Genomic DNA, 18329 nt, shown 5'->3' with positions numbered 1-18329 from the left:
GCCGCTGATGGTTCACTGCCTCCATCCAAACACGGATGGAGGATCACCATGCACAGCTCGAATTTCACGATACCGGCGCGAAATATTCGCTCTTCGCGCTCTATACGGCCAGGCCTTTTTCTTGCGATCATCACCGCTGCCCACTGGCTGGCACGCAAGGTGAGCGAACGACGCAACCTGAATGCGTTGATGGAACTTTCCGATGAGCAGCTGAAGGATATCGGCCTTTCCAGGGGGCAGACGGAAAGCGACGTCCACGTCTATAGTCGCTACTGAAACGTCAGCGTGATACCATGCCCTACAGCGTAGCGCGTCTTTTCAGACGCGCGAAGAACGTCGTAGCATTTTGAACCGCTGCATAATTCTTTCAATCGATCCCGATTTAGGGAATTATGCGGTCGGTCGCCTCGTCGGGCGGCCGTCTGACCCGGAACACGCAATGTCGCAGTTTTCAACAGCGCCGCTCCTGAAAACGAAGACGGTCACCATTCGTGACATCGTCTGCAATGGCGAGTGCCGGCACAAAAGCGACGAGGAATGCGCCCACAGGACGAGCCTCGTCTATCCCTATCGCGGCGTCTTCATGCGGCATGTCGGTCGCAATGATACGGTGGCCGAAGCCAATCAGGTCTTGTTCTTCAATACCGGCCAGGGATATCGGATCAGCCATCCCATCGAGGGTGGCGACGCCTGCATCGATCTGGCAATCGACGAATCCATGCTCGAAGAGCTTACCCCGAAGGAGCAGGTGCAGCCCGGCCCGCCCTTTGCCTTCCGCCGCCAGCGCCGGCGGATCGATCCGCGCGCGCAGGCCCTGGTCGCTCTCCTGCGTCATGGTCTCAGCCGCAACGTCGCCGAGACGCTGGAGGCGGAAATATTGGCGCTGACGCTGGTGCGCCGTTCGCTCGGCGAGCGCACATCGCATGCGGCGGGTGCCAGTGCCGGCCGGCAGAAACTCGTCGACCGTGCAAAGCTGGTGCTTTCCTCCGATCTCGCGCGGCGCTGGACGCTTTCGGAAATCGCCACCGAAGTGGGCGTCTCGCCCGTTTATCTCACCCAGGTCTTCCAGCAGGTCGAGGCGACGCCGCTCTATCGCTACCAGCTGCGGCTGCGGCTTGCCCGCGCGCTCGATCTGCTCGGCCAGTATGAGGATCTGACGGCGCTCGGTCTCGATCTCGGCTTTTCCAGCCACAGCCATTTCAGCGCTTCCTTCAAGCAGTCTTTCGGGCAGACTCCAGCCGAATTCCAACGCGCGGCGCAGCTGCGGCGCAGGTGAAAGCCTACCGCGCCGCCATGTCTTTTCGAGAGCCGCAAGCACGCCGCAGCACTTTGAATGATGCAGGATGTCGATCGCTAAAGATTTCGACAGCGGCAATCCGGTGTTCGATGGTCTTATGAGCCTGTCCCGATCGCGGGACGATCAACCGGAGGATCACCAGATGAAGAAGACTACGTGCGCTGCCTGCGACTGCGAACTCGGCGCGGAGACCATCACCGTCAAGCTCGGCGGCAAGACTGTCGAGGTCTGCTGCCAGGAATGCGCCGAGGCGCTGAATGAGGCGGAAGCCGCGACATCGGCCGCTTCGAGCAGCAAGGAATAGACGACATCAGGCAAAAGCCGCGCGGCTTTTCCGTCTATATCTTTGTATTTCGCAATTCCGGACGCAAAATCGCTGCGCACTTTGCTGGAATTGCTTCAGACGGGCAGAAGCCCGTAACGCCAGCCGCGGCGTTTTGCATTCTGCGACAGCACCAGGAAGGCAAGGATGAACATGCCTGCCTCGGCAAAGACCGGCACCATCCAGATCCCCTGCTCGCCGAAGACGAAGGGCAGCAGGAAGGTGAGCGGCAGGGTGAGCAGATAGGGCCGCGACAGGCCGAAGATCGCCGCGCGCGGCGCATCGCCGATCGACTGGAAATAGGATGACAGGATCAGCATCTGCCCGAAGAGAAAATAGGCGCCGATCGTCCAGGGCAGAATTCGCCTGACCTCGGCGATGATCGCCGGATCGGCGACGAAGAAGGCGCCGAGACGGCCAGCCAGCAATTCGACGGCGATCTCCACCAGAGTGCAATAGACGAGTGCTGCGAGCATGGCGATCTGCAGGCTGCGGCCGACGCGGAGCCCGAGGCCGGCACCATGATTGTTGCCGGTGACCGTCTGCAGGGCGATGCTGAGGCCAAGCAGCGGCAGATAGGTGAAGGTCATGATCCTCGTGATGATGCCGTAGGCAGCCACCGTCGCGACGTAGTCATGCGTGCTCCAGAGCGAGATGTTGATCAGAATGGCGGCCGAGGCCAGCGATATGCCGATGAAGCCGAGGCTCATGGGCGCGCCGAAGGCGACGATGCCGCGCCATTCGGCAAGAGCCAACCCTCGGGAAGGCCTCAGTGCCGCCGGCCGACGCCAGCGATAGGCGAGCACGGCCGCAAGACAGACGAATTGCGATGCGATGGAGCCGGCTGCCGAACCGAGCACACCCCAATGCATCACCGCCATGAACAGCCAGTTGGCGAGGATGTTGAGCAGCGAGGCCGACAGCGTCACCAGCGTCATGAAACCAATCTTGCCTTCGCAGCGCAATCCGTCGAGATGCAGCGACAGGAAGAAGCTGACCGGCGCACAGGCGATCATCGCGCCCATGAACAGCATGGCGCCATGGGCAACAGTGGCATTGCCGGCGGCACCGGCATCGATGATCTGCCGGCCCATCGCCCAGTAGACCAGATTGAGGATGAGGGTAACGGCGAGCGCCAGCGCATGCGCGCCGGCAAACACCCGACGCGCCCCATCGCGATTTCCGGCACCGAGCCGGCGGGCGAGGATGCTCGCCATGCCGTTGGAGACGAGCGATTGCAGGGCGACCAGCAGCATCAGCCCGGGGAAAATCAGGCTGACGGCGGCAAGCGCGTCCGGGCCGACATAGGCACCGAGGAAGTAGGCGTCGACGACGGTGAACAGGCCGTTGACGGTGGTGATCGCGACGATCGGTGCCGCCGTCCTGATGAAGACGCCGGGCAGCCAGCCGGTGAGAAAGGCATTGCCTTCGGAAAGATCGGTCATGGGGAAATCCGTGCGATAGGAGGCAGGGTCCGATCCGGCTTAAAAGTCATGCGGATCCGGACGACCTCAAAAGGATAAAAACAATCTAGAGATCGAGCACCAGATGCGGCACGCCGTTCGAGGTCTTCCTCGGCGACACGCCGTCGGCATCGATCTGCGCGTTCACACGCCGGCGAAAGGCCGAAAAACTCTCGAAGGTGACGACATCTACCGGTTCGTCGAAATGGATGGTGATCCTGTGGAGGTCGCCGCCCGGTAGGGCCGAAAGCGCCAGAACTTCGCCGGTGAACGGCTGGTTGAGATAACGGCCGCGAATATGCGCGCCGACGAAGAGCAGCGTCTTCGGGCTAGCATTGGGCCTTGCCGCAAGGGCTGCGAGCGTGTTCCAATCGCGCGCGCCGTGCTGGCGGGCAATCACTTCCAGGGCCGCACTGTGGGTCAACGGGGTGCCGCGATCGTTCATCGCCTGGCGCAGCCGCTTGGCCTGGGCCTTCAATTCGTCAATGGCAGGATAGGTCGTCGTCATGGAGTGAGCCTTCGCAAGGCATGCTCTTCGACTGCAGATGGGAGCTCGCATTACCGCCAGTCAGCATGCACAAGGGGCCGTGACCATGATCGCGAGGGCTTCACCATGGATTTTCATCCGCGAGCGGCCGGTGCCTCGAACCGGCCCTGTGTATGCGCGAACGCCGCCGACATGTCAAGAATGGCGCATGTGCATCAGGAATGAGCAAATTTGGGGCAAATCTGCACGAAATCGGTGCGATTTTCCCGCAAGTTTCACAGAAGCATTCAATCTTAGCGATGTTCTTCAGCAAGTGTCAGCATTCTTCCGCTAATATCCTGTCGTAGAACAAGCGGAGGCTAAAAGGGCCTTTCAGATGCACCTCGACACAGAACACCCCAAGCCGGAACGTGCTTACAGGGAATTCAATCTCGACAGACCCGGCAACATCATCTTCGTCGGCCATCACCTCAGCACCGGGACGCAGGTGCGCTGCCTGATCCGCACCATCACGCTTGCCGGCGCATTGCTCGAAGTCAGCCCGAACCTGGACATGCCGAGCCATTTCTTCCTCGAAATCCTTGGCATCCATGACGAGATCGGTGCGACCATGGTCAAGCGCGACGGCGAATTGGTGACGATCAGCTTCAATATGCTGATCAATCCTGAATTCCTGCACCACGTGTTGCGACTGAACTTCGAAAGCTGAGGTTTTTCCCGATCTGTGAATCATCGGGGCGCGGCACCTTTGTTTCGCCGCCCCGTCTTGCGACGAGACGCACGATTGCCGGAACGGCCCAGAGAAATCCGCGCCATTCCGGACGATCGAGCGGATCGGCCAAGGGATCGCGGCGGATCCGGCGATTGCGGATTTCGATTTCCCTGAAGAGAACAACCCAGTTGAGATCCATTGCTTCATCCTCCATCTATTGTTGGAGCACTTGAGCTAAGTCTTCGCACCCTTCCGATGTAGAGGCGCGGGGGAAAGGGGGTTTTCATCCATGAAAGATGCCAGCTGGGACGACCTGCAACTTTTCTTCCATGTTGCGACCGGCGGCGGGCTTTCTGCGGCGGCGGTGCGTACCGGGCTCAGCGCGCCGACGATCGGCCGGCGCATGCTGGCGCTCGAAAGGGTGACGGGCCGATCGCTGTTCAGCCGCGGTCCCACCGGTTATCTGCTGGCCAAGGACGGGCAGGAGCTGCTCGATCGCGTGCGGCTGATGCAGGATGCGGCGCGTGCGATCTCCGACTGGCGCGGCGAGGTGCTGACGCTGCCGATCGTCTCGACGGCCGCCGACAGCTGGACCTCGCGCTTCGTCGCCGACCATCTGGCCAGCGTCTGGACGCCGAAGGACGGCTTCCGCATGTGCTACAAGACCTGCGATACGAGCGTCGATTTCACCTATCGCGAGGCGCATATCGCCGTTCGCCACAGCCGGCCGGACAGCGGTAACGTCGCGATCCGCCGTTCGGTCAAGGTGGCGCATGCGGCCTATCAGGCGGCCGGTAATGACGAGGCCAACTGCAACTGGATCTCGCTCGGCACCGATAGCGCCATCACGCCGGCCGACAAATGGACTTTCGAACAGCCGGATTCCTGGATCACCAGTTGGACGAACACGCCGCATATGCTGTTTTACCTGATCCGCGGCGGCGCCGGCCGCGGGGTTCTTCCCTGTTTCATCGGCGATCAGGAGCGCAGGCTCGTCCGCGCCGGGCCCGTGATCGACGAGCTGACTTACGAGATGTGGATCGTTGCGCATGACGACGAACGGCAACGGCCGGAGGTCAGGATTGTCATCGACCGCCTGGCGGCGCTCTTTGCCGATCATGAGGAGCTGTTTGCCGGGCAGAGATCATCGGCATGACACGAAAACGCGGGCCTCTCGACCCGCGTTTCCTCAGGGTGCCGCTAGAGCGGTAACCGCTCTATCCTTCTGTTTCTACGCAATTCCGGACGGAAAACCGCTTCACACTTTTCCTGGAATTGCTCCAACGGCTCAGGCGGCGAGATGCCGCTCGATCTCGTCGACCGGCATATTGGTATAGTCCTTCGCCACTTCCGCGGTGATCATCGCCTGCGTATCGGCGCGGAGTGCGGGCCGCAGGGCGCCAAGCGCCTTCGGCGGTGCAACGAGGACGATGCGACGGGCATTCTTTTCCTGCACCAACTCGTCGAGCTTCTCCGCCACATGTTTCAGAAATTCGGCTTCGGCCTGATCCTGCCAACTGGTCTCCTCGACAGCGCTGCCGCTGAGTCCGTCTGCAGCATGGGTTCGGCCAGGCTTATCGGCGCCAATCTCGCGATCCGGCGCGCTCGGCTGCGTCAGGGTTTCCAGCACCTTCAGGTTCACCAGTTGGGCATCGCCGGCATTCTGCATGATCAGAGCCTTGGCTCCATCGCAGACCACGACCCATGATTCCCAAGGGATTTTGACATCAGTCATCTTCAACTCCTCGCTGTCGTCATTCGAAGCGCGCCGTGCTTCATCGATCAAGGCACAACGCTCGGCCATTGAAAGAGTTCGGGAAAATTGCGCCGAAATCGAACGGGGCGGCGATCCGGCCGGCCTTTGCTGCGTAGAAAGGCCAAGTTCGGGAGATTGACGATGAAGACATCACTGCTCGCCTATGCCGGCACCTTTCTCACCCTTCTCATCTGCGACGGGATATGGCTCGGCCTCATCGCCCGCAACTTCTATCGCGACCAGTTGGGAGCGCTGATGCTGCCTTCACCCAATCTGGCGGTCGCCGCTCTGTTCTACCTGTTCTTCGCCGTCGCGGTGGTTGTGCTTGCCGTGCTGCCGGCGCTGTCGGCGGGCTCGATTGCCACCGCGTTTCTTCATGGTGCCATTCTGGGACTGGCGGCCTATGGCACTTATGACATCACCAATCTCGCCACGCTTCGCAACTGGCCACTCGCCATGAGCCTGGTCGACATGGCCTGGGGCACGCTGCTGACGGCGCTGACCGCCGCCGGCGGATATCTCGCCGTCAGATTTTTCGGCTGAAACGGGAGCCTCCTGTATCATTCCTTAAACCGGAATGGAATTCAGGAATTATGCAGCAGTTCAAACCGTTACAGTATGCTTTGCGGCTCTCGAAAAGACGGCGCCGCTGTAGGAGATGAAAGCCGCGTCCCAATAATGAACATCTGGGCGTCCCGCTTGGGAACAAAATTTGAACTCGTTAAAATTGTAATTTTATATTTGACGAATGTGCAAAACATTCATGTGACCTTGGTTGGAGCAAGACCCCAGCTTGAATGAAATCAAGACCCAAAATGTGCCCTGTCTGACGGAGAATGTGAATGACTATGCTCCGCGCTACACACCTTGCCACGGTCAAGTCCGCTGTCTACGACCTGCGCTGGGAAGAATTCAGCGTCAAACGGCCAGCCCGCATCGTCGCCGTCCGGCCGTGCCTCACAGGCGTCTCCATGCGAAGCGCCGAGATCATCGATATCTCCCAGGGCGGCGCCACCTTCATCGTCTCGACCACAGCCGGTCTGCCGAAGCATTATTATCTCAACATTCTCGGCCTCGCCTATCGCATCGGATGTGCCGAGGTCTATCGCCATAAGGAACGCATCGGGGTGCGGTTCATCAACATCATGGACCCCGAGGTTCTGCGCCGGGTCGTGCGCACCGATTTCCTTGTCGGCAACATGGAAGCAATCGCCGCCCGACGCGCGCCGATCTTCCGCGCGTGAACCGGCCCATAACAGGCTTATTGCAGAAATAATCTTGCTTGCGTTGGCCGTGCCCGGGCCTATTGTTGCGCCGATTGTCAATATGTCCGGGAAACTGCCTTCGCATGTCCGCCTTTTCGCGCTTCACACCTCTTGCCAGCGCCCTGCCCTCCACAGTTCCCTTCGTCGGTCCCGAGGCGATCGAACGCCAGCGCGGACTTGCCGTTTCGGCGCGCATCGGCGCCAATGAGAACGGCTTCGGCCCAGCCGCTTCCGTGTTTGCCGCGATGCGCGAGGAGGCCGGCAATATCTGGAAATACAATGATCCGGAGAATTTCGCGCTCAGAGAAGCGCTTGCCGCCCATCTCGGCGTCCCCTCCACCAATATCGCCATCGGCGGCGGCATCGACGAATTGCTCGGCCAGATCGTCCGGTTGGTGATCGAGCCGGGCGCGCCCGTCGTCACCTCTCTCGGCGCCTATCCGACCTTCAACTTCCATGTCGCCGGCTTCGGCGGCCGACTGGTGACGGTTCCCTACGCAAACGACCGGGAGGATCTGGGCGGGTTGCTCGATGCCGTGAAGCGTGAGAATGCGCCGCTCGTCTATTTCGCCAATCCTGATAATCCGATGGGAAGCTGGTGGGATGCCGACAGCATCGTCGCCTTCGCCCGGGCGCTGCCTGAGACGACGCTGATGGTGCTCGACGAGGCCTACAGCGAGACGGGACCGGCAGATTCGCTGCCGTCGATCTCTTCGCTCATCGACCTGCCGAACGTCGTTCGCACCCGCACCTTCTCCAAGGCCTACGGACTTGCGGGCTCGCGCACCGGCTACGCGATCTCGACTGCAGGCACGGCGCAGGCCTTCGACAAGATCCGCAACCATTTCGGCATGAACCGGCTGGCGACGGCAGCAGCGCTCGCGGCGCTGAAGGACCAAGTCTATCTCGTCGAGGTGGTCGGGAAAATCCATGCGGCGCGGGAGCGGATCGGCGGCATCGCCCGGGCGAACGGCCTCGTCCCCCTGCCCTCGGCAACAAATTTCGTGGCGATCGACACAGGGCGCGACGGCTCTTATGCGCGGTCGATCGTCGACGGCCTGATAGAGCACGGCGTCTTCATCCGCATGCCTGGTGTGGCGCCCCTCAACCGCTGCATCCGCATCAGCGTCGGGCCGGAGGCGGATATGGCGCTGCTCGAACAGGCTCTGCCGCAGGTTCTGAAAAAGATCGGCCGATAAAACAGAAGAACCGCGGCCGGTGGAGGAAATCCGGTCGCGGTTCTCTTCTCCCGGCGTCGGCCCCGTCCAAGGCGCCCCGCCAGCCCCCTCTTTTTGAGGTTGTTATTGCTGCTCTTGTCGAATTCCTGATCGGAGACGGTTTTAGTGAACCGTCATCCACTCGCGGGCGGCGCGCAGCGCTGCCACGAGCTGCATCTTGTCCATGGCGGCGGCCACGTCGGCACGAAGCTCGGCGGCGCGATCGTTGCCCTTGATTGCGGCGATGTTCAGCCATTTGTGGGCTGCGACGAGATCGACTTCGCAGCCGCGGCCGGTCGCATACATCAGACCCATTTCACAGAAGACATCGGCGCTGTTGTCGCCACCCATGGTGGCCGTTTCAGCATTGTGCATTTCAAAGCGTGCCATCGGTTTTATCCCTGTTAGCCTGTTTATGACTTACCCTGTTTTACCTCTGGGCCTTGCCGTCTATCGCGGCTTGCGGCCCTTGCGGTCCGGCGGGTTTGCCCCGCTCGTTTGATGGCTTCACTATGCCAAGCGGCCTTCAAAAAACGCCTAAAATGCATGATTAATTTGCGACAAACAAAGTGCAAATGCTTGGTAAATTTGGATTTTTGTTAAACATCAGACTCCTTGCGAATTAAGGATTTTCGTTTGAATTTTACGAAAGATTCAGATTTGAAAATAAACGGATCATTCATCATGAAATCAGCAGGCGATATCTTTACAAGCTCGCCGCATGGCTTTTTTCTCCCGTTTCACCCGATCCGCAGAGCAGCGATCGGCCTTATTTACCTTTACGTTTGCGTCAGTTATTTTCGCGACGATCAAGGACATCATGGAGGAAAAGATGATCCGCAGCTTCGTTCTCGCCAGCATTATTGCAGTGATTGCGGGTATCGCGCATGCCGAGGAGCCGATCGTCGGCAACTGGAAGACGGCCGCCGGCGATACGGCGGTGATCGCATCCTGCGGCGGCAGTTATTGCGTGACGCTGAAGACCGGCAAATATGCCGGCCGAAAGATCGGCACGCTTGCGGGAACCGGCGGCAGCTATGCCGGTGAGATCACCGACCCGGCCGCCGAGAAGACCTATAGCGGCGCAGGCAAGGTTTCCGGCAATTCGCTGAGGATGCAGGGCTGTGTGATGAAGGTCCTCTGCAAGTCGCAGACCTGGACGCGGCTCTGAGGCCATAGGGCGCCTGCGCAACGATCTCAAATGCAGAAGCATGCCGACGACGCGGCGGCATGCTTCGAAGCCCCTTGCGGCCACTCCTCCGCTACGCCACCCGGCGAAGTCGAATGGTGTCGAACTCCCCCGGCGAACCATTCCTCATCCTCTTCGCAACCTGGCCGAGCCTGTCCGGCAAGCTGAACGGCGGATGAACCGGTATCTCAGCACTCGTTCAGCCGTCGCATGCCAAAACTCTTCTCACGATAGAGTTGCGTATCGGGGACAAGGGGATGAACATCTATATTCTGGCAAGACGCTTTAGCATCATCACGCTGTTTGCGGCGATCTTCGCGATCACGTTTTCGGCAGTCGTGGTGCATAATGGCGGCGGCGGCGCACAGTCGCATTTCGGGGCAAGCTACACCTGCCTGGAGAGAAACGGTACCTTCTGCGCGCCTACGGTGCGGTGACTAAAGCGCATCGTGCGATGCGCTTTAAGTCTTTGGTTTATGCATGTCGTTGTCCCAAAACGGCTGCGCACTTTTGGGCGACAGGCATTCGCACCAGACAGGCAAGAGGATAAAAAATCGGAATCCGCCGGCGCGCGTCGTTTGCTTGTCAAAAACAACTCTCTATAATGCGTCATGAACAAACGAATCTCCCCTCTGTCGCCCCTCGACATATCCTCTCCACCACCTTTCCAGCCACAGAGCTTTGATGATCCCGCCAAGGCCGTCGAGACGCTGACGGCGCTTTACGAGCGCAATACCGCGTTCCTCATCCAGAGCTTCGCCGAACTTGCGCAGGGCGCTCCGATCTCCTCCCGCTACCGCGCTTTCTATCCGCAGGTCAGCATCGAGACGACAAGTTTCGGCCATGTCGATTCGCGGCTTTCCTATGGTCATGTCACGGCACCCGGCATCTATACGACGACTGTCACCCGTCCGAAGCTCTTCAAGCATTACCTGAACGAGCAGCTGGCGCTCTTGATGAAGAGCCATAATATTCCTGTCATCGTCTCGGAATCGACGACGCCGATCCCCTTGCACTTCGCCTTTGGCGAAGGTGCTCATGTGGAAGCATCGACCAACGCATTCGTCGACATTCCGATGCGCGATATCTTCGACACGCCCGACCTCAACACCACCGACGACGAGATCGCCAATGGCGAATATATCCCGCCGCCGGGAGAGCCCTCGCCGCTCGCGCCGTTCACCGCGCAACGCATCGACTATTCGCTCGCCCGATTGTCGCATTATACGGCGACGCATGCCGAGCATTTCCAGAATTTCGTGCTGTTTACGAACTACCAGTTCTATATCGACGAATTCTGCAGCTGGGCGCGCAAGCTGATGGCGGAGGACAGCGACGGCTATACCGCCTTCGTCGAGCCCGGCAATGTCGTCACCCTTCCCGGCTCGAACGCGCCGGAAACGGATGCAGCCCTCACCCGCCTGCCGCAAATGCCGGCCTACCATCTGAAGAAGAAGGGCCATGCCGGGATCACCATGATCAATATCGGTGTCGGCCCCTCCAACGCCAAGACGATCACCGACCACGTCGCCGTCTTGCGCCCGCATGCCTGGCTGATGCTCGGCCACTGCGCCGGTCTTCGCAACAGCCAGCGGCTCGGCGACTATGTTCTCGCCCATGCCTATATGCGCGAGGATCATGTTCTCGACGACGACCTGCCGATCTGGGTGCCGATCCCGGCGCTGGCTGAGGTGCAGGTGGCGCTCGAAGCCGCCGTTGCCGAAATCACCGGCTATGAGGGTTTCGAGCTGAAGCGCATCATGCGCACCGGAACCGTCGGCACGATCGATAATCGCAACTGGGAACTGCGCGACCAGCGCGGGCCGGTGAAGCGGCTCTCCCAGGCGCGCGCAATCGCGCTCGACATGGAATCGGCAACGATTGCCGCCAACGGCTTCCGCTTCCGCGTCCCCTATGGCACGCTGCTCTGCGTCTCCGACAAGCCGCTGCACGGCGAATTGAAACTGCCGGGCATGGCGACGGCCTTCTACCGCACGCAGGTCAACCAGCATCTGCAGATCGGCATCCGCGCCGTCCAGAAGCTTGCCGCCATGCCGAAGGAAGCGCTGCATTCACGCAAGCTGCGCAGCTTCTTCGAAACGGCGTTTCAATAAGATATCAGGCGCGGCCCGGCCTTGTCCGCCCGGCCGCGCACTGTTCTCAAGCGCTTGCGGCAAGCTGCAGCGCTTCGATCAGGCCCGCAAACGCCGCCAGCACGATCACAGTCCTCACCAGTACCTTCATCACCTCGGCAATCTCAACCGGCGGCATCGTGCGTGCGCCACGTGTGACGATCAGATGTGCTATTCCGATTTCAAACATGCTCATTGCTCCATCTCCTCGATGTTGTCAGATGAAGCCTTGTCGAGCGCTGCCTCGGCCTTTCGACATTGCGATCGACGAAAAGATATTTTTCTTCCCTGTCGAAAAGCGCCTAGGCTGTTCGTCCAAGGGCTGTGAAAGCACAGCACGGAGGACAAGGAATGAAATATCTTTGCCAGGTCTGGTTCGACGGCACGGTGCTGTCGGCCATGTCGCAGGAAGAGAAGAACAAGCTCGATCGGGATTCGCTCGCCTATGACCGCGATCTTGCCGACAGCGGTCATATGATCGTTGCCCAGGCGCTGCAGGCGCCGCAATCGGCGGTCACGGTTCGTGTGCGCGGTGGCGAGATGTCGGTCACCGACGGTCCCTTTATCGAGACGAAGGAGGCGCTTGGCGGCTTCATTCTGATCGACGCCAAGGACCTCAATGACGCGATCCGCGTTGCGGCCGGCATTCCGCTAGCAAAGCTTGGCGCGATCGAGGTTCGCCCCATCCATGAATTCGGCTGAGGAGGTGACGCCATGAAGTTTCTGGGCCAGATCTGGTTCGATACCGAAAAGAGCAAGCGGGTTACGCCAGAGGAATGGGAGGCCGTCACCCAAGAATGCATCGTCAGCGACGACAGCTGGCGCGAAAGCGGCCATATGTTGAGCGCGCTGGCGCTCTACGAGCCGGAGCAGGCCGTGACGCTCAGGGTTCGCAATAGCACCGTTGCCGCGACGGACGGTCCTTTCGCCGAAATCAAGGAGCATCTCGGCGGCTTTGTTGTGATCGAGGCCAGGGATATGGAGGAAGCGAAGGCGATCATTTCCACCTTCCCGATCCTCAAATATGCATCGATCGAAATCCGGCCCGCCTATTCGATCAAGGATGGGAGATAGCCATGCGCTTCGTCTGCCTCATCTATAATTCCGCCGATACGGACGGCACACTCAGCCAGGTCGAGGGCGATGAGCTTGTCAGGGCGCATTTCCAGTATGACGAGGAACTTCAGCGCAAAGGCATCATGATCCATTCCGATGCATTGGAAGGTCCTGACTGTGCCTCTGTGTTGAGGGTGCGCGATGGCACTCTGTCTTCGACCGACGGCCCATATGTCGAGACCAAGGAGCATCTGGCCGGCATCTACATCATCGAGGCGGCCGATCTGGAAGATGCACGCAAGGTCGTCGCGGGCATTCCGAGCGTCCGGGTCGGGTCGATCGAATTGCGCCCGGTGAGACTGCTCACCCTGCCGCAGTGAGGGTCCACCGTTGGAACAGGTGATCGAGGATATCTACCGACAACATTCGCGCCGGGTTCTGGCGACGCTGATCCGCCTGCTCGGCGATTTCGACCGGGCAGAGGAAGCGCTGCACGATGCCTTTGCGGCGGCGGCGCGGACATGGCCGGTTGACGGCATGCCCAACAATCCCGTCGCCTGGCTGGTTTCGACCGGCCGCTTCAAGGCGATCGACCACCTCAGGCGGCGCGCGCGCTTCAACGCCTCGCTGCAGCATATCGAGGACGGCCTTTACCCTGATGGCACAGAAGCGGAGATCGGCGACATGGAACCGATCGAGGACGACATGCTGCGGCTGATCTTCATCTGCTGCCATCCGGCTCTTGCCGCCGATGCACAGACCGCGATGGCGCTGCGCGAGGTCTGCGGATTGACGACGGAAGAGATTGCCCATGCCTTCCTGGTGCCGGCGCCGACCGTCGCGCAGCGCATCGTGCGCGCCAAGAACCGCATCAGGACGGAGAATATCCCTTATGAAGTGCCTGTCGGGGCGGAGCTTCCGGAGCGTCTCGACCGGGTGCTGCACGTCATCTACCTCGTCTTCAACGAGGGCTATTCGGCATCCTCAGGCAGCACGATCGTCCGCGCCGACCTGACAGCAGAGGCGATCCGGCTAGCGCGGCTGCTGGCAACCCTGCTGCCGCATCCGGATGTCGCAGGCCTGCTGTCACTGCTGCTCCTGCAGGAGTCGCGCCGTGCTGCCCGGCAGGATGTCGATGGCGCGCTGGTGCTGCTTGCCGATCAGGATCGCTCGCGCTGGGACCGAAGCAAGATTTCAGAAGGGCTTTCGCTGCTCGCAAGCGCCCTGCGCGCGCCTGATATCGGCATCTATACGGTCCAGGCGGCGATCGCGGCGGAACACGCGAAGACCGGCAGCACCGAGGAAACGGACTGGCGGCGCATCGCCTTCTATTACGACCTGCTGATTGCCGCCCACCCCTCAGCAATTGCCGAGCTCAACCGCGCCGTGGCAATCGCCATGTCCGAGGGGCCGGGAAAAGGACTGGCGCTTGTCGACGCCATTCTCGGCAAGGGGGAACTGACGACCTATCACCTCGCCCATTCGGCGCGGGCGGATTTTCTGCGCCGGCTCGGACGCCGGGCCGAGGCGATTCAAGCTTATGAAACGGCGCTGACATTCTGCCGGCAGGAGCCGGAACAGGTCTTTTTGCGCAAGCGCATTCTGGAGCTTACGACCTAGCCTTGCCGCCACGTCCGAGCGGCAGTGAAATCGCAGTTCCGGTCAGCGCCGAGACGATGATCAGCAGGTGGGCATTGACGCTCGCCTGCGCCAGCGCGGCCAGAGCCAGCCGCTCGCTTGAGGCGCCCAAGGCGATGGCGCCCGCGGTGATGCCGGCCGGATAGGTGCCGACGCCGCCCGGCGCATGCATCGGCAGCACGGAGGAGAGCTCACCGCCGAGCGCGCCGCCGAAGCTTGCCGCCATCGGCAGCACGCCCATCAGGCCGAGCGCCCATGCCAGCACCATCACCTTCACCAGCCAGTTGACGATGGTCATCGCCCAGGCGCGCGCGAAGGCGATGGCATCGAGCGGCAAGCCGTTTTCGATCTCGGCGACGAATTTCTGCGCTTTCTTCGGCAGCAGCTTCGCGGCAAGGCGCAGCAGCGGCTTGCGGGCAGCGAAAGCTGCGACCGGCAGCAGCAGGAAGGCTGTCCAGAGCGACCAGGCAACAGCCGCATCGGCTGAAGCGACGGCAAAGCCGATGCCGGCAGCGGCCAGGAGGGCGTGCAGGTCGAGCAGCCGCATGACGAAGAGCGCCGAGGTTCCGCGCGTCAGCGGAATGCCGAATTCGGTGCGCATCAGCAACGGAAAGCTGGTCTCGCCGGTGCGGAAGGGCAGCATGATGTTCAGCAGGTTGTGGATCTGCGTGACGCGGAAGAGGACCGCGAACCGGCCAGCCGTCTCGTTCGGAAAATAGTCATAGATGCGCCAGGTGCGGAGGAAATAGGTGCTCGTCAGCAGCACAAGTGCGCCGATGACGGGACCTGCGCCGACATCGGCCCACTGCCTGATGATGACAGGCCAACCCCAGAACCATTGGATGAAGAGGCCATAGGCTGCGACGATGACGACCGTCAGAACGGTCATGCGATTGCGCATAAACCAGGATTGCCGGCTTTCAACGATCGAACTCTTCATGTAGTAGGCATTCCTCGCTTGGGTCGGCATGGGCCTGGTCCCGTCGCCAAGCCTTTTAAGAGACCAGGCCTTTTAAGAGAAATGAAGGTTGCGCACAACGGCGGAGTGATGGCGATGGCGGTGAAAACGCTTCCACGCCGACGATCTGAGCGGCCGACCGGTAAATGATGGCGCCTTGCCGGCTTGACGTGGAGATCGATGTTGGAGCGGATTACCAGAAGCGTTACGAGCGCAAGCATTTTTCTGGCAGGCTATTTCCTGCTGAACATCGCGCTGCGCATCGCCTTGCCGCATACGCTCGATCTCGACGAGGCGGAGCAATCCTTCTACTCGCAATACCTGCTTGCCGGCTACGGCCCGCAGCCGCCCTTCTACAACTGGATCCAATATGCCATCGTTTCGGTGACCGGCATATCGATGTGGGTGCTCTCGGTGCCCAAGAACATCATTCTCTTCGGCTGCTATCTTTTCTACGGGCTTGCTGCCCGCGAGGTGCTGAAGAGCCGTTCGCTCGCTGCCGTCGCCATGCTCAGCCTGATTACTCTGCCGCAGGTCGGCCTGATGGCGCAGCGCGAATTGACCCATACCGTCGCCCTGCTGTTTGCGACCTCGCTCTTCCTCTTCGGTTTTTTCCGCACGCTGCGCCAGCCGACGATCGGGAGCTACCTCATCATCGGCATCGCCACCGGCATCGGGCTCATCTCGAAATACAATTTCGCCATCCTGCCGGCGGCCGCCCTCATCGCCGTGCTGCCGGACCGGGAATGGCGCAGCCGTCTCATCGACTGGCGTTTGCTGCCGGCGATCGCACTCGCCATTCTGATCGTGCTGCCGCATGCGCTCTGGCTGCCTGACAATCTCGCCAGCGCCTCTGCGCCGACACTCGAGCGGATGACCGCCGAAGACCTGGCTCCCGCCGGCCTTCCCCGCATCGGGCAAGGCTTGCTGTCTCTCGTCATCGCCGTCCTCGGCTTCGTGGCATTGCCGGTCGTTGTCGTCGCAGCCGCCTTCCGGCGCGACTTCTTTCGCGCGCTCTCCTCTTCCAACCCGATGGTCCGGGTGATCGAGCGAATGATGATAATCAGCCTGATCGCATTCGTCGGCGTGGTCCTCTTCGCCGGCGCGAGCGACATCCACGAGCGCTGGCTCGACCCGTGTCTGCTCGTCCTGCCGATCTATCTGTTCCTGAAACTGGAAACTGCTGGTCTTGATCTTTCCGCCGGTCTTGCCCGCTTCCGGCCCGTGGTGCCGGTCTTCATGATCGTCATCCTGTCGATCCTTCTCTTCCGGATCGTCGGCATTCAATACATCGGCACTTATACGAGAACGAACGTACCCTTTTCCGGCTACGTGGCTGAATTGACAGCGACCCGCAGGCCGGTTCTCATCGTCGCGGGAACCAAGTTCGTGGCCGGCAATCTGAGGCTGGAGTTTCCCGATGTTCCCGTCGTGATACCGTTCTTCCCGGGTCCTGGGGTTCCCGAATATGCGGCCGCGAAGGGGCCCGTGCTCGTCATCTGGCGCGGCGAGACTGCAGATGACCCAACAATTTCCCCCAGCTTCGCCAACGATCTCGTCAAATCGGGCATTCATCTGCAGGAGTTGAACACGCTGACGCTGCCCTATCTCTTCGGTGACGGCAAACGTAGCTTCTCCATTGGTTACTCCTGGGTGGAGGGCGGCGCGAAATAGCGCCCGGTCTGCCCAGCCGATTGCGGGGAAACCGGCATTGCCCGCTGGCAACGGGCGGACACTTCATGTAGTAGCCTTCCGCAAGTGCGGCGACAGCAGTAAAGCTTGCTCGGCCGTCCGGCCTTTTGGAGATGAAAGTTGCAGACAACGGTAGAGCCCATTCGCGGTACGAATGACCCGGTACAATCGCTCGAGCTGTCGCTGGTCGTGCCCATTTTCAACGAAGAGGAAAGCGTCGGCCCGCTTATCGAGCGTGTCGTGGCTGCGATGGCCGCCTACCCCCATCGCTGGGAGCTGATCCTTGTCGATGACGGCAGCACTGATGCGACGCTGGTCAACGCCCGCAAGTACGTCGGTCTTGAGGGGCTGGCGCTCAGGATCGTCGAACTCCAGCGCAACTTTGGCCAGACTGCCGCCATGCAGGCCGGCATCGACACCGCCCGGGGCCGTCTGATCGCGACGATGGACGGCGACTTGCAGAACGACCCGAAGGACATTCCTTCGATGGTCTCCGAGCTGGAACGGCGTGAACTCGACCTCTTGGTCGGCTGGCGCAAGAACCGCAAGGACGGTCTGCTCTTGCGCAAAATCCCCTCCTGGTGCGCCAACTACCTGATTGGCCGCATCACCGGCGTCAAGCTGCATGATTACGGCTGCAGCCTGAAGATCTACCGTGCTTCGATCATCAAGCAGGTGAAGTTGATGGGCGAAATGCACCGCTTCATCCCGGCCTGGGTCGCCGGTGTCGTGCCGAGCTCGCGCATCGGCGAGATGGCCGTCACCCACCATGCCCGCGAGCACGGTGTTTCGAAATACGGTATTTCGCGCACCTTCCGCGTCATCCTCGATCTGCTGTCGGTGATGTTCTTCATGCGCTACAAGGCGCGGCCGGGGCATTTCTTCGGTTCGCTCGGCCTCGGCCTCGGCGCGCTCGCCATGCTGATCCTGCTCTATCTCAGCTTCGACAAGTTCATCTTGGGCAACGATATCGGCACGCGCCCAATGCTGATGGTCGGCGTCGTGCTGCTGCTGTCGTCGGTGCAGATGATCACCACCGGCATCCTGGCGGAAATGATTGCGCGCACCTATTACCGCGACGACGCCTCTCCGAACTACATCGTGCGGCAGATCTTCGACGATCAAAGCCAAGCCTAAGCCGGCAG

General features: G+C 60.8%; 24 protein-coding genes. 17 read left to right on the top strand and 7 right to left on the bottom strand.

Annotation, left to right across the window (positions count from 1 at the left end; genetic code table 11):
• Nucleotides 1-48 precede the first annotated feature (48 nt).
• The 3 genes from J3P73_RS08395 to J3P73_RS08385 all read left to right on the top strand — a co-directional run bounded on the left by J3P73_RS08395 (nucleotide 49) and on the right by J3P73_RS08385 (nucleotide 1601).
• The gene (locus J3P73_RS08395) at nucleotides 49-276 is read left to right on the top strand and encodes a DUF1127 domain-containing protein (RefSeq protein WP_018071028.1); all 228 of its coding nucleotides are present in this window, start codon (nucleotides 49-51) and stop codon (nucleotides 274-276) included.
• Between the two features lie 163 nt (nucleotides 277-439).
• Entirely contained in the window at nucleotides 440-1276 is an 837-nt protein-coding gene (locus J3P73_RS08390; protein ID WP_018071027.1) for a helix-turn-helix transcriptional regulator, read from the top strand.
• A 163-nt stretch (nucleotides 1277-1439) separates the two neighbouring features.
• Entirely contained in the window at nucleotides 1440-1601 is a 162-nt protein-coding gene (locus J3P73_RS08385) for a hypothetical protein (RefSeq protein WP_165418113.1), read from the top strand.
• 95 nt (nucleotides 1602-1696) lie between these two features.
• Here the strand turns inward: J3P73_RS08385 and J3P73_RS08380 are convergent, their stop codons facing one another.
• Together J3P73_RS08380 and J3P73_RS08375 are read right to left on the bottom strand one after the other, a co-directional pair.
• Entirely contained in the window at nucleotides 1697-3064 is a 1368-nt protein-coding gene (locus tag J3P73_RS08380) for an MATE family efflux transporter (protein ID WP_207579867.1), read from the bottom strand.
• Nucleotides 3065-3149: 85 nt separating this feature from the next.
• Nucleotides 3150-3590, bottom strand: coding sequence for a glyoxalase superfamily protein (locus J3P73_RS08375; protein WP_130655075.1), 441 nt, complete (start codon nucleotides 3588-3590; stop codon nucleotides 3150-3152).
• A gap of 355 nt (nucleotides 3591-3945) precedes the next feature.
• Here J3P73_RS08375 and J3P73_RS08370 point away from each other — a divergent pair, with 355 nt between their 5' ends.
• Entirely contained in the window at nucleotides 3946-4278 is a 333-nt protein-coding gene (locus J3P73_RS08370) for a hypothetical protein (RefSeq protein WP_018071023.1), read from the top strand.
• On the opposite strand, the gene J3P73_RS37510 is transcribed toward J3P73_RS08370, so the two are convergent.
• Entirely contained in the window at nucleotides 4229-4480 is a 252-nt protein-coding gene (locus J3P73_RS37510) for a hypothetical protein (protein WP_130672314.1), read from the bottom strand. The genes J3P73_RS08370 and J3P73_RS37510 overlap by 50 nt on opposite strands.
• A 90-nt stretch (nucleotides 4481-4570) precedes the next feature.
• On the opposite strand from J3P73_RS37510, the gene J3P73_RS08365 reads away from it, so the two are divergent.
• Nucleotides 4571-5437 (top strand): LysR family transcriptional regulator, encoded by an 867-nt coding sequence (locus J3P73_RS08365; protein WP_024323751.1) that lies wholly within the window; start codon nucleotides 4571-4573, stop codon nucleotides 5435-5437.
• Between the two features lie 132 nt (nucleotides 5438-5569).
• On the opposite strand, the gene J3P73_RS08360 is transcribed toward J3P73_RS08365, so the two are convergent.
• Nucleotides 5570-6016 (bottom strand): baeRF12 domain-containing protein, encoded by a 447-nt coding sequence (locus J3P73_RS08360; protein ID WP_130672311.1) that lies wholly within the window; start codon nucleotides 6014-6016, stop codon nucleotides 5570-5572.
• A 162-nt stretch (nucleotides 6017-6178) separates the two neighbouring features.
• On the opposite strand from J3P73_RS08360, the gene J3P73_RS08355 reads away from it, so the two are divergent.
• From J3P73_RS08355 to J3P73_RS08345, 3 genes are all read left to right on the top strand, one after another.
• The gene (locus J3P73_RS08355) at nucleotides 6179-6580 is read left to right on the top strand and encodes a DUF2177 family protein (RefSeq protein WP_018071019.1); all 402 of its coding nucleotides are present in this window, start codon (nucleotides 6179-6181) and stop codon (nucleotides 6578-6580) included.
• A gap of 299 nt (nucleotides 6581-6879) precedes the next feature.
• Nucleotides 6880-7281 carry a pilus protein PilZ gene (locus J3P73_RS08350; protein WP_003558031.1) on the top strand — a complete coding sequence of 134 codons (402 nt, stop codon included), beginning with the start codon at nucleotides 6880-6882 and terminating at the stop codon, nucleotides 7279-7281.
• Between the two features lie 104 nt (nucleotides 7282-7385).
• On the top strand, nucleotides 7386-8501 hold the full coding sequence (locus J3P73_RS08345; protein ID WP_130672310.1) for a pyridoxal phosphate-dependent aminotransferase: 1116 nt from the start codon (nucleotides 7386-7388) through the stop codon (nucleotides 8499-8501).
• A 141-nt stretch (nucleotides 8502-8642) separates the two neighbouring features.
• Here J3P73_RS08345 and J3P73_RS08340 read toward each other — a convergent pair whose 3' ends face one another.
• Nucleotides 8643-8909: an SEL1-like repeat protein gene (locus J3P73_RS08340; RefSeq protein WP_018071017.1), complete on the bottom strand. Its 267-nt coding sequence runs from the start codon at nucleotides 8907-8909 to the stop codon at nucleotides 8643-8645.
• A gap of 442 nt (nucleotides 8910-9351) precedes the next feature.
• Here J3P73_RS08340 and J3P73_RS08335 point away from each other — a divergent pair, with 442 nt between their 5' ends.
• The 3 genes from J3P73_RS08335 (at nucleotide 9352) to J3P73_RS08325 (ending at nucleotide 11822) form a co-directional block, all read left to right on the top strand.
• On the top strand, nucleotides 9352-9690 hold the full coding sequence (locus J3P73_RS08335) for a DUF2147 domain-containing protein (protein WP_024323749.1): 339 nt from the start codon (nucleotides 9352-9354) through the stop codon (nucleotides 9688-9690).
• Nucleotides 9691-9965: 275 nt separating this feature from the next.
• Nucleotides 9966-10145, top strand: coding sequence for a hypothetical protein (locus J3P73_RS08330; protein WP_018071015.1), 180 nt, complete (start codon nucleotides 9966-9968; stop codon nucleotides 10143-10145).
• A 174-nt stretch (nucleotides 10146-10319) separates the two neighbouring features.
• Complete coding sequence (locus J3P73_RS08325; RefSeq protein ID WP_018071014.1) at nucleotides 10320-11822, top strand: AMP nucleosidase; 1503 nt, start codon at nucleotides 10320-10322, stop codon at nucleotides 11820-11822.
• Nucleotides 11823-11868: 46 nt separating this feature from the next.
• Here J3P73_RS08325 and J3P73_RS08320 read toward each other — a convergent pair whose 3' ends face one another.
• Nucleotides 11869-12036: a hypothetical protein gene (locus J3P73_RS08320; protein ID WP_207579866.1), complete on the bottom strand. Its 168-nt coding sequence runs from the start codon at nucleotides 12034-12036 to the stop codon at nucleotides 11869-11871.
• A 155-nt stretch (nucleotides 12037-12191) separates the two neighbouring features.
• Between J3P73_RS08320 and J3P73_RS08315 the strand changes: the two genes are divergently transcribed.
• The 4 genes from J3P73_RS08315 to J3P73_RS08300 are packed head-to-tail and all read left to right on the top strand — an operon-like array spanning nucleotide 12192 to nucleotide 14516.
• Nucleotides 12192-12542: a YciI family protein gene (locus J3P73_RS08315; RefSeq protein ID WP_018071012.1), complete on the top strand. Its 351-nt coding sequence runs from the start codon at nucleotides 12192-12194 to the stop codon at nucleotides 12540-12542.
• Nucleotides 12543-12554: 12 nt separating this feature from the next.
• On the top strand, nucleotides 12555-12914 hold the full coding sequence (locus J3P73_RS08310) for a YciI family protein (protein WP_024323748.1): 360 nt from the start codon (nucleotides 12555-12557) through the stop codon (nucleotides 12912-12914).
• 2 nt (nucleotides 12915-12916) lie between these two features.
• On the top strand, nucleotides 12917-13276 hold the full coding sequence (locus J3P73_RS08305; RefSeq protein ID WP_130655068.1) for a YciI family protein: 360 nt from the start codon (nucleotides 12917-12919) through the stop codon (nucleotides 13274-13276).
• Nucleotides 13277-13286: 10 nt separating this feature from the next.
• On the top strand, nucleotides 13287-14516 hold the full coding sequence (locus J3P73_RS08300) for an RNA polymerase sigma factor (RefSeq protein WP_024323746.1): 1230 nt from the start codon (nucleotides 13287-13289) through the stop codon (nucleotides 14514-14516).
• Here the strand turns inward: J3P73_RS08300 and J3P73_RS08295 are convergent.
• Nucleotides 14506-15474, bottom strand: a complete 969-nt coding sequence (locus tag J3P73_RS08295; RefSeq protein ID WP_024323745.1) for a lysylphosphatidylglycerol synthase domain-containing protein — start codon at nucleotides 15472-15474, stop codon at nucleotides 14506-14508. The genes J3P73_RS08300 and J3P73_RS08295 overlap by 11 nt on opposite strands.
• A gap of 198 nt (nucleotides 15475-15672) precedes the next feature.
• Between J3P73_RS08295 and J3P73_RS08290 the strand changes: the two genes are divergently transcribed.
• Entirely contained in the window at nucleotides 15673-17166 is a 1494-nt protein-coding gene (locus J3P73_RS08290; RefSeq protein ID WP_075225976.1) for an ArnT family glycosyltransferase, read from the top strand.
• A 138-nt stretch (nucleotides 17167-17304) separates the two neighbouring features.
• Nucleotides 17305-18321 carry a glycosyltransferase family 2 protein gene (locus tag J3P73_RS08285; protein WP_024323743.1) on the top strand — a complete coding sequence of 339 codons (1017 nt, stop codon included), beginning with the start codon at nucleotides 17305-17307 and terminating at the stop codon, nucleotides 18319-18321.
• The last annotated feature ends 8 nt before the right edge of the window (nucleotides 18322-18329 follow it).

The sequence above is a fragment of the Rhizobium ruizarguesonis genome (genome assembly GCF_017357285.1).
Lineage (GTDB): Bacteria > Pseudomonadota > Alphaproteobacteria > Rhizobiales > Rhizobiaceae > Rhizobium > Rhizobium ruizarguesonis.
The sequence above is the reverse complement of the archived record's forward strand: the minus strand, read 5'-3'. Positions and strand labels throughout refer to the sequence as shown.

Bases quoted from the DNA above. Each gene is read 5' to 3' on its own strand.
- J3P73_RS08380 (WP_207579867.1), bottom strand. From the start codon at position 3,064: ATGACCGATCTTTCCGAAGGCAATGCCTTTCTCACCGGCTGGCTGCCC.
- J3P73_RS08335 (WP_024323749.1), top strand. From the start codon at position 9,352: ATGATCCGCAGCTTCGTTCTCGCCAGCATTATTGCAGTGATTGCGGGT.
- J3P73_RS08360 (WP_130672311.1), bottom strand. From the start codon at position 6,016: ATGACTGATGTCAAAATCCCTTGGGAATCATGGGTCGTGGTCTGCGAT.
- J3P73_RS08375 (WP_130655075.1), bottom strand. From the start codon at position 3,590: ATGACGACGACCTATCCTGCCATTGACGAATTGAAGGCCCAGGCCAAG.
- J3P73_RS08370 (WP_018071023.1), top strand. From the start codon at position 3,946: ATGCACCTCGACACAGAACACCCCAAGCCGGAACGTGCTTACAGGGAA.
- J3P73_RS08330 (WP_018071015.1), top strand. From the start codon at position 9,966: ATGAACATCTATATTCTGGCAAGACGCTTTAGCATCATCACGCTGTTT.
- J3P73_RS08290 (WP_075225976.1), top strand. From the start codon at position 15,673: ATGTTGGAGCGGATTACCAGAAGCGTTACGAGCGCAAGCATTTTTCTG.
- J3P73_RS08315 (WP_018071012.1), top strand. From the start codon at position 12,192: ATGAAATATCTTTGCCAGGTCTGGTTCGACGGCACGGTGCTGTCGGCC.
- J3P73_RS08350 (WP_003558031.1), top strand. From the start codon at position 6,880: ATGACTATGCTCCGCGCTACACACCTTGCCACGGTCAAGTCCGCTGTC.
- J3P73_RS08295 (WP_024323745.1), bottom strand. From the start codon at position 15,474: ATGAAGAGTTCGATCGTTGAAAGCCGGCAATCCTGGTTTATGCGCAAT.
- J3P73_RS37510 (WP_130672314.1), bottom strand. From the start codon at position 4,480: ATGGATCTCAACTGGGTTGTTCTCTTCAGGGAAATCGAAATCCGCAAT.
- J3P73_RS08385 (WP_165418113.1), top strand. From the start codon at position 1,440: ATGAAGAAGACTACGTGCGCTGCCTGCGACTGCGAACTCGGCGCGGAG.
- J3P73_RS08395 (WP_018071028.1), top strand. From the start codon at position 49: ATGCACAGCTCGAATTTCACGATACCGGCGCGAAATATTCGCTCTTCG.
- J3P73_RS08365 (WP_024323751.1), top strand. From the start codon at position 4,571: ATGAAAGATGCCAGCTGGGACGACCTGCAACTTTTCTTCCATGTTGCG.
- J3P73_RS08320 (WP_207579866.1), bottom strand. From the start codon at position 12,036: ATGAGCATGTTTGAAATCGGAATAGCACATCTGATCGTCACACGTGGC.
- J3P73_RS08390 (WP_018071027.1), top strand. From the start codon at position 440: ATGTCGCAGTTTTCAACAGCGCCGCTCCTGAAAACGAAGACGGTCACC.
- J3P73_RS08325 (WP_018071014.1), top strand. From the start codon at position 10,320: ATGAACAAACGAATCTCCCCTCTGTCGCCCCTCGACATATCCTCTCCA.
- J3P73_RS08305 (WP_130655068.1), top strand. From the start codon at position 12,917: ATGCGCTTCGTCTGCCTCATCTATAATTCCGCCGATACGGACGGCACA.
- J3P73_RS08310 (WP_024323748.1), top strand. From the start codon at position 12,555: ATGAAGTTTCTGGGCCAGATCTGGTTCGATACCGAAAAGAGCAAGCGG.
- J3P73_RS08345 (WP_130672310.1), top strand. From the start codon at position 7,386: ATGTCCGCCTTTTCGCGCTTCACACCTCTTGCCAGCGCCCTGCCCTCC.
- J3P73_RS08355 (WP_018071019.1), top strand. From the start codon at position 6,179: ATGAAGACATCACTGCTCGCCTATGCCGGCACCTTTCTCACCCTTCTC.
- J3P73_RS08340 (WP_018071017.1), bottom strand. From the start codon at position 8,909: ATGGCACGCTTTGAAATGCACAATGCTGAAACGGCCACCATGGGTGGC.